Raw genomic sequence first — 8,733 nt, 5'->3', positions numbered from 1 at the left:
CCTACCCTGGCTACTGATATAATAGATTCTATTAAAAAAAGGTCAACCAGTAAAAACTGGCTAACCTTATAATACGAACGCACCCGTTAGTTCATACAGGTTTGTTGGGTTGACACAAACTGTGAGGTGAAAATTAAGTTAAAAAGGACAAAAAAGATTACTTTTTCTTATCCTTTTCAAGTAAATCAATTATTCTATCAACTTTTGTTCAATGCTTTCTGATTTGCTTGGCTGTTTAGTAACGAGAGAAAGAACAAGAAAAAAACACACCAGAAAAAATCCCAAATATAAAAATAAGGAAAACTAGTTGAAATATCAAATCACCAATATTCATATTAAATCCTACCTTTACTTCAATAAGGGGGTGCCGCAGCACCCCCTTATGAAATAAATCCCCTTTAGTTGGATAAGTTAAGCTACGATCTTCAAAAAAAAACCACTTAATTGAAAAACGTCTATTGATAGCAAAATAAATTATTATTTTAATCAGGGACTTTTAACTTTTATGTTAATAATTTGTATTATGTAAACCAGGAAAGTTAAATATATTGTGTTTAATGATGTCGGTATATGTTGTTTTATGTAGATTGAAATATAGAATAAATATGAACCCCATTTGTTACAAAAAAGTTCACTCAATATGTTAAGTTGGAGACTATCTTCGTTAATTACTATAATTTGTCTTACTTGAGTTATTATATTTTTATTTATCACTTAATAATAAATACTTATATTGTATGTTTAAACAGGGTTTTAAAGAAATAAAAGAGGGAAGATATGAAAAAATTAAATGATCAACTATTGATAGACTCATACCTTAAAGCAATTGAATTAGACTTAGAAAAAAAATTCATCCTCGTTCTAGAAGAGGAATTGAAGAGAAGAGGTCTACCCCTTATCGATCAAAAAGATAGGAGTAACTAATTAGTATATGCTTTAAACTGTAATTCTTTGCTTTGTTTTTTAACCCATACTAATAATTCTTGTTCCTTATTAGTCAATTCTCTGTATAAGACTCGTTCAAGCTATAAAACTAATTAACTCTCTAAGATTAACCTTTTAGTGTCAAAATATTGACTATAAAACAACTTAGAATTAATTAAATCTCTTACTTGAATTTCGACATAAACTTTCATTTATCCTTTATCCTTTATAAACTGTAAACGGATTGATACGCAAATAGCATTGTTGAAGGAGACTTCTAATTAATATTCGTTAAGGAGTGATGAAAGATGATAAGCGTAACAGTAGATAAGTTAAAGTTCAAACAACAATTATCGGTGATTGAACAAATCACACTGAAAGATTTTCTGTATACCTGGGTAGGTAGCTCAAGCAAGGGATTTGACGATTTTTTTCACCTTGAGTACACAGTAGATGTATTTGCCAAAATGGAAAAAACGACGAATGACACCGATTTGTTGATTTCTGATGATGATTATTTCAGATACATAACATTTACGGAAGATAATCAAATTGTGATAGGTGTTTTAGATATGAATTCAGAATTAAAACATAGAATAATTTCACTAGATAAGATTAAATAATTCTTCGTTTTCTTTAATTCATACAAAATGAGGCAGCGTGGTACACTGTCTTTTTTTATTTGTTCACTATATGTCTTATGGGACGTTACTGTTCTGCCCCAAAAAAGCTGCCTTAAAGACAGCTCAGAGCTTCAGCTAATGCACCTGTTATTTTTAGTAGATTTCTTCACATACTTTTTAGTATTTCAGTTAATACAGGAATGCCGCCGTATGACGATTCTACAAGGAAGCTAACATTCTTAATTTCTATGGTTTTTTCCAACTGAATAAAAATCATGTAAGAAATATCAAAATATGATAGTATTTTCTATGTCATACATAATTTAATAATTAATAAAGAAGGAGCTAACTAGACATGAACATAAAAAAATATCTAGGAATCACGTTTCTATCAGTTACACTATTACTTTTTGGATCTATCACTGTTATCCATAGCTCAGCAAATAGTAATCCAAAAGAAGAGAGAGTAGAAGCAACTTCAACAAATCCAAAGTTAAACAATGTGAAAATTTTAGCTACTGGTGGAACGATTGCAGGTTCTGCTACGTCCAATACTGACACAACTGGTTATCAAGCAGGTGCACTTGGTGTTGAAACACTAATTAAAGCTGTTCCTGAACTAAAACAAGTAGCAAATGTGAGTGGTGAACAAATCGCCAATATTGGCAGTAACAATATGGATAATAAAACTTTATTAAAGTTGGCGAAACGAATTAATGAGTTATTAAAATCTAAAGACGTTGATGGTATTGTCGTAACGCATGGAACAGATACCTTAGAAGAAACTGCTTACTTTCTGAATCTGGTCGTAAAAAGCAACAAACCTGTCGTGATTGTTGGGTCAATGAGACCGGCTACAGCTATAAGTGCAGATGGACCTTTAAACTTATATAATGCTGTAAAAATTGCTGCTAGTAAAGATGCTAAGAACAAAGGTGTTTTAATCTCATTAAATGACCGGATAGGTTCTGCACGTTATATAACAAAAACCAATACAACCATGACAGATACATTCCAATCGGAGGAACAAGGCTATTTAGGAGCAATCGCAGGTAATAAAATATTTTTCTACAATGAACCTACTCGTAAACATACAACCAAATCGGTGTTTGATGTATCAAAACTAGATACACTTCCTCAAGTGGACATTATTTATAGCTATCAAAATGATAGTAGATATTTTTACGATGCATCTGTGAAAGCAGGAGCTAAAGGGATTATAATAGCAGGTGAAGGAAACGGTTTAACTTCTGATACTGCTTTTGAGGGTGCTAAAGACGCTGTCAAAAAAGGCGTGATTATTACTCGCTCTAGCCGTGTAGGAAATGGTATTGTTACGAGAGAAAAGATTGACGATGAAAATAATTTTGTTACAGCGGACTCACTTAATCCTCAAAAAGCACGTATTTTGACGATGCTTGCATTAACAAAAACAGATGATCCAAAAGAAATTCAGCAATTTTTCAACGAATATTAATCATTAAAATTAGAAATTTCTAGATTAACTAAAAGTGAATGAAATTTAAAGCATACGATGGTATGAATCACCAACGTATGCTTTTATTTATTTTTGTACTAAGTTGAACTAAATTGTCCTAGTTGTATAAAGAAACAACAGCCCTTAGGGAAGTTCAAATTTCAGCTAACGCACCCATTAGCAAAAAAGCTCTTTACTTAATATTCCTAATATAATCATCCGTTTCATTATAAGAATTTATCTGATTCGTATTTCCTCGATTTTTCATATAGTAGAAGAGATAGCATAAAATAATAAAAGGTACTCCACAATACAGAGCAATTCTTTGGCTCGCATCAAAAGCAAGACCTATACAAGAAGCAAGACACAAAACACAAGCAGCAATGGGTACAAAAGGATAAAGTGGTGTACGGAATTTTAAATTTTTAACATCTCCACCCATTTTCAAAAAATGTTTACGGAACATGTATTGAGATAAAACAATCCCTATCCAAACTACTACTACTGCAAATCCTGATATAGCCACAAGTACTACATAAACTGTATCAGGTGCAAATACACTAGATAATAGAGATAAACAAGCTACTGCCATACTTATAACTAAAGCATTCAATGGTACTCCATTTGACGTTATCTTTCCAAAAAATGAACTTATCATTTTCTCATTTGAAAGAGACCATAACATACGAGTAGATGCATATAGACCAGAGTTTGCTACTGAGAGTAAAGCTGTAATAATAACAAAGTTCATAATATCAGCTGCATAAGGAATTCCGATGTTGTCAAAAACCATCACAAATGGACTTTCAATGACTCCTGCTTCTTCCCAAGAGATTAAACCAGATAACACAAAAATTGCACCAACAAAGAAAAACATTGTTCGCCAAATTACATTTCTAATAGATCTTGGAACGTCTTTTTCTGGATTTTCACTTTCTCCAGCAGCAATGCCAATAAGTTCTGTTCCTGAAAAGGCAAAATTAACGGAAATCATGGCCATAAAAACTGGAAGCAGGCCATTTGGGAAAAGACCCCCATCTGCAGTGAAATTAGAAAGCATGGGGGCAGAGGCTCTATCATCCATTGGAATAAATCCAAGCATTGCAGATCCTCCAAGTACAATAAATAAGATAATAGTAATTATTTTAATACCTGAAAACCAAAATTCGGTTTCTGCAAATATTTTTACTGAAAAGGAATTAAGTAAAAAAATTAGAATCGCAAAGACGGCGCTCCACATCCAAACAGAAGTGTTAGGAAACCACCTCTGCATCAACAGTCCAGAGGCAGTAAATTCGGAACCTACCGTTACCACCCAAGTAAGCCAGTACATTAAACCAATAGTAAATCCAGTAGCAGGACCGATATATTTGGTAGCGTAAGTTTGAAATGAACCTGTTACTGGCATAGCAACAGTTAGTTCGCCTAGGCATAACATGACAAGGTACATGATTAACCCGCCTACTAAGTAAGCGAGAATCGTACCTCCTGGTCCAGCTTGGCTAATTGTATATCCACTGCTCAGAAAAAGACCCGTTCCAATTACACCACCTAGCGAAATCATGAACAAATGCCTGCTTTTCATTGAACGTTTCAACTGGTTTTCATTGGTATCATTTGTGTTTGGCATCTAGTCTCCTCCTCGTTTACTACTCTACAAGTACTTATTTTAATAGATAACAATATGCAAAATTTATATTCTTACAGAAAAATCAGAATCTTTATGTCATCATATTGTTTTATTATTAACTTTAAAACAAACAACTTTTGGTTCAGTCATTTCTTGAAGTGCAAACTTAATTCCTTCACGACCTAAACCAGAACCTTTTACACCTCCGAAAGGCATCGCATCAATGCGATAATCTGAGCTATCATTTACCATAACTCCACCTACATCAAGTTTACGTATTGCTCTAAATGCCTTATCTAAATCACGAGTGAATATACCTGCTTGCAGTCCGAAATCTACACGATTAGATTGGGAGATAGCTGTATCAAGATCAGGAACATTATAAATGGTAACAACTGGGCCAAAAACCTCTTCAGTTGCCAATTTACAATTTTCTGGTACGTTAACTAGAACAGTAGGTTGATAAAAAGACCCTTCACGTTTTCCACCACAAAGCAACTTTGCACCTTTCTCAACAGCTTCATTTACCCAACTTTCAACACGTTTTGCTTCTTTTTCGGAGATCATTGGTCCCATATCTGTTTCTTCTAATAATTTATCACCTACTCGATATTGTTGAGTACGATCTATAAATTTACCAATAAAATCATGATAAACACCTTCTTGGACATATATTCTCTGTACCCCTAAACAATTTTGTCCTGCTGCCCAAAATGCTCCAGAAACAGTTGATTTCACAGCTTCTTCTAAATCAGCATCTTTCAATACAATAACGGGTGAGTTTGATCCAAGCTCCATACATATCTTTTTCAAACCGGCTTTTTGAATAATTGCTTTGCCAGTGGCAAGTCCTCCTGTAAAAGAAATCATTCGTATAGCTGAATGAGTAATTAGGCTATCTCCCATGTCACCTGGATGACCAGTAATGACGGATAAAATTTTCGGTGGCAAACCGGCTTTTTCAAAAGCTTCTGCCAATAAGAGAGCACTTAATGGTGTTACAGTTGCTGGTTTTACAATAATAGCGTTCCCAGCAGCAATAGCAGGACCCACTTTATGTGCAACAAGATTTAATGGATCGTTAAAAGGTGTTATAGCTACAATAATGCCAATAGGAAAACGATAATAGTAACCTATGCGATCTTCGCTTCCGGGCATTTGATCAAACGAAATGGTTTCTCCATTAATTCTCCTTGCTTCTTCAGCACTTATACGAAGTGTTTCAATACAACGTAGTACTTCTTTTCTTGCTTCTTTAATTGTTTTACTTCCCTCACGAGCAATAGTAGTCGCATATCTTTCCTTATTTTCAAGGATCCAGTCCGCAGCACGATGAAGAATAGCAATTCTATCGTGTGTTGGCATATCTGCTGCTATTTTAACTCCTTTTTTTGCTTCTTCTATTGTATATATGACGTCGCTTTCATTAGCAGCTGGAACTGTTGTGATTAAACTATGATCCTGTGGATCCAAGACTTCAATGCATTTATCACGAGATACCCATTCCCCAGCAAGAAACATCTTATTTTTATTTATTAATTTGTCAGTAAATATCATACAAAATCACCTCAAGATAAGTAATTTTTAACTTATAACTTTAAGACTGAAACGAATTATAATTATAATTGATCACGGTTAATGTTGATTAAATCAATAAGAATCGAGAATCCTGTTTCTTTACGTCCAGCTCCGGCTCCAATTAAGGTAATCGGGCCCGCTAAATCACAATCATAAGTAATAGCATTTTGTGCACCTAAAACTCCAGCTAGAGGATCTGTAAGAGGTATAGCTTCAGGTCCTACCTTTGCAATGACTTTATCGCCATCCTTTATACATTTAGCAATTAACTTCCATCTCTTCCCTTCAGATTTTGCCCACTCAATGTCCTCTTCCGTAAGATGACTAATCCCTTCACATTCTACTTCTTCTCGTTTCATTGGAATACCCATTACAATGTTAGCAAGAATGGTAGCTTTATATTGAGCATCATATCCCTCAACGTCGCTAGTCGGATCTGCCTCTGCATAACCAAGAGCTTGTGCCTCTGCCAGTGCATCTTGATAACTCAATCCTTCTTCCATTTTAGTTAGGATATAATTAGTTGTTCCATTCAAAATCCCCCGTATTTCAAAAATGCTGTTCCCTGCCAATGAACTCAGAGGCATTCTTAATGCTGGGGTTCCACTCATAACTGTTCCTTCAAAGCCCCAACGAACATCATTTTTTTTTGCTAATTCAGCTAACTCTTGATAAGCTAGAGAAACCGGACCTTTATTACTCATAACTACGTTCTTTTTGCTTTCAAATGCTGCTTTACAATGATCAATGGCAGGTTGTCCTGTTTTTATATCAGTAAAGGTAATTTCAACAACAGTGTCTGCATTACTCTCACGTATTGTTTGAAAACTATCCCACCCTCTTACCAAGCCAGGGGTTTCAGGGTAACTATCTAATTTTCCTGTTTCCTTTACAGCTTGTAACGCTAAAGAAAGATCCAACCCCTTTGGATCATAAAGGGAACCTTTCATAACATCAGAAATAGCAACGATTTTTGCATCAAAGTTAAACCCACTACGTAGTGACTCACTTTTATCTTGTAAAATTTCAGCTAACCCTTGACCAACTACACCAAATCCAAGTAATGCTATCCTATGTGTCATATTTCAATACCTCTTCCATTAGTAATATTTTATGCTTTCAACTACAGCTAACAGGGTAATTGGATTCTAAGTAAGAAAAAGCTTGCTCTAAATCTGCTATAAGATCTTCTGTATCCTCGATACCTACAGAGATACGAACTAAACCTTCTGGGATACCAAGGGCTTTACGCTCTTCAATAGTACATTCAACATGGCTGGTCGTTCTTGCAGGCCCATATATCGTTTCAACGGCTCCAAGGTTCCCAGCTTTGTTTGCATATTTTAATTTTGATAATAAAATTTTGATAGCTTTCATTTCATCTTTTAATACAAAACTTAATATCCCACCGAACCCTCTCATTTGTTTCTTTGCGATATCATGATGTGGATGCGCTTCCAATCCCGGGTAATAAACTGCGTCAACAAGCTTTTTCTTTTGAAGATACTTTGCAATTTCCATTGCACTTTTTTCTTGTTGCCGTACACGAAGCTTTAACGTTTTCATCCCTCTTAAAATAAGGTAGGCTGACCACGGGTCCATAGTTGCCCCATTAATTTCACGAAAATGATAGACTTTTTTCATTAATTTTTCAGAGCCACATACTATGCCACCTAATGCATCTGCATGTCCACTTAAGAATTTAGTTGCACTATGGACTACAATATCAACTCCTAATTGAAGAGGATTTTGATTAATTGGAGTAGCAAACGTATTATCTATGATAACTAATGCACCCACTGATTTTCCGACTCTTGCTAGCCTCTCAATATCAGTAACTTTCATAGTAGGGTTAGTAGGAGACTCTAAATATAGCACTTTACACCCTTTGGCCACTTCAGCTTCAATTTCTTTATGGTTTCCGGTATTACACAATGTCACATCGACATCAAGATTGGGCAAGAATTCAGTAAAAATTTTATTGGTTCCTCCATAAGTATCTTTAACTGATACAACCCGATCTCCCGGTCTTAGAAATGTATATAATGTACTACTAATAGCAGCCATTCCTGAAGAAAAACCTACAGCTTCCTCTGCCCCCTCGAGTATCCTCAATTTTTCTTCCAGGGCTTGAACAGTCGGATTTGCCATTCGATTATAGGTATAACCAGGTTTATTTCCAAGGGCAACTTCTTGCCATTCATCCACGTCATCGTAATTGTAGGCTACACTAAGAACTACTGGAACTTGGGTTGCATTATATGCAAGAGATTCTTTTTCTCCTGCCCATACCGCTTTTGTTCCATCTTGCACATCTTTAAAGTTATTCTCACTCATATTTTTCCACCTCTAATTTTATTACTTTGTAAAAATGGTCTTGTTGAAACATGAATTTTATTTTGTATATAATATATTGTATATTTTATACCCCACCCCCTTCCACATTACAGTTTTTACCTAGTGTTTTCTTGGGTTTATTTCTTGACATTAAGGTATCTAAT

7 protein-coding genes are annotated in these 8,733 nt (G+C 34.8%); 3 read left to right on the top strand and 4 right to left on the bottom strand.

Annotated features, from left to right (window positions below; genetic code table 11):
- The first annotated feature begins 777 nt into the window (after positions 1-777).
- The 3 genes from sda to AC3WLU_RS25130 all read left to right on the top strand — a co-directional run bounded on the left by sda (position 778) and on the right by AC3WLU_RS25130 (position 3,024).
- The gene (gene sda / locus AC3WLU_RS25140) at positions 778-924 is read left to right on the top strand and encodes a sporulation histidine kinase inhibitor Sda (RefSeq protein WP_063576836.1); all 147 of its coding nucleotides are present in this window, start codon (positions 778-780) and stop codon (positions 922-924) included.
- A 308-nt stretch (positions 925-1,232) separates the two neighbouring features.
- Positions 1,233-1,547, top strand: coding sequence for a hypothetical protein (locus tag AC3WLU_RS25135; protein ID WP_278090156.1), 315 nt, complete (start codon positions 1,233-1,235; stop codon positions 1,545-1,547).
- Between the two features lie 355 nt (positions 1,548-1,902).
- Positions 1,903-3,024 (top strand): type II asparaginase, encoded by a 1,122-nt coding sequence (locus tag AC3WLU_RS25130; protein WP_145505017.1) that lies wholly within the window; start codon positions 1,903-1,905, stop codon positions 3,022-3,024.
- A 193-nt stretch (positions 3,025-3,217) separates the two neighbouring features.
- Here the strand turns inward: AC3WLU_RS25130 and AC3WLU_RS25125 are convergent, their stop codons facing one another.
- The 4 genes from AC3WLU_RS25125 to AC3WLU_RS25110 form a co-directional block, all read right to left on the bottom strand.
- Positions 3,218-4,654, bottom strand: coding sequence for an amino acid permease (locus tag AC3WLU_RS25125; protein WP_492598122.1), 1,437 nt, complete (start codon positions 4,652-4,654; stop codon positions 3,218-3,220).
- Between the two features lie 99 nt (positions 4,655-4,753).
- Positions 4,754-6,211 carry an aldehyde dehydrogenase family protein gene (locus tag AC3WLU_RS25120; RefSeq protein ID WP_278089966.1) on the bottom strand — a complete coding sequence of 486 codons (1,458 nt, stop codon included), beginning with the start codon at positions 6,209-6,211 and terminating at the stop codon, positions 4,754-4,756.
- Positions 6,212-6,273: 62 nt separating this feature from the next.
- Positions 6,274-7,314, bottom strand: coding sequence for a homoserine dehydrogenase (locus tag AC3WLU_RS25115; protein WP_492598121.1), 1,041 nt, complete (start codon positions 7,312-7,314; stop codon positions 6,274-6,276).
- Between the two features lie 37 nt (positions 7,315-7,351).
- Positions 7,352-8,569 (bottom strand): cystathionine gamma-synthase family protein, encoded by a 1,218-nt coding sequence (locus AC3WLU_RS25110; RefSeq protein ID WP_034313408.1) that lies wholly within the window; start codon positions 8,567-8,569, stop codon positions 7,352-7,354.
- Positions 8,570-8,733 lie beyond the last annotated feature (164 nt).

It is taken from the genome of Peribacillus sp. FW305-BF15 (assembly GCF_058783805.1).
This window is presented reverse-complemented; position numbering and strand designations above follow the sequence as displayed.

Bases quoted from the DNA above. Each gene is read 5' to 3' on its own strand.
- sda (WP_063576836.1), top strand. From the start codon at position 778: ATGAAAAAATTAAATGATCAACTATTGATAGACTCATACCTTAAAGCA.
- AC3WLU_RS25135 (WP_278090156.1), top strand. From the start codon at position 1,233: ATGATAAGCGTAACAGTAGATAAGTTAAAGTTCAAACAACAATTATCG.
- AC3WLU_RS25130 (WP_145505017.1), top strand. From the start codon at position 1,903: ATGAACATAAAAAAATATCTAGGAATCACGTTTCTATCAGTTACACTA.
- AC3WLU_RS25125 (WP_492598122.1), bottom strand. From the start codon at position 4,654: ATGCCAAACACAAATGATACCAATGAAAACCAGTTGAAACGTTCAATG.
- AC3WLU_RS25120 (WP_278089966.1), bottom strand. From the start codon at position 6,211: ATGATATTTACTGACAAATTAATAAATAAAAATAAGATGTTTCTTGCT.
- AC3WLU_RS25115 (WP_492598121.1), bottom strand. From the start codon at position 7,314: ATGACACATAGGATAGCATTACTTGGATTTGGTGTAGTTGGTCAAGGG.
- AC3WLU_RS25110 (WP_034313408.1), bottom strand. From the start codon at position 8,569: ATGAGTGAGAATAACTTTAAAGATGTGCAAGATGGAACAAAAGCGGTA.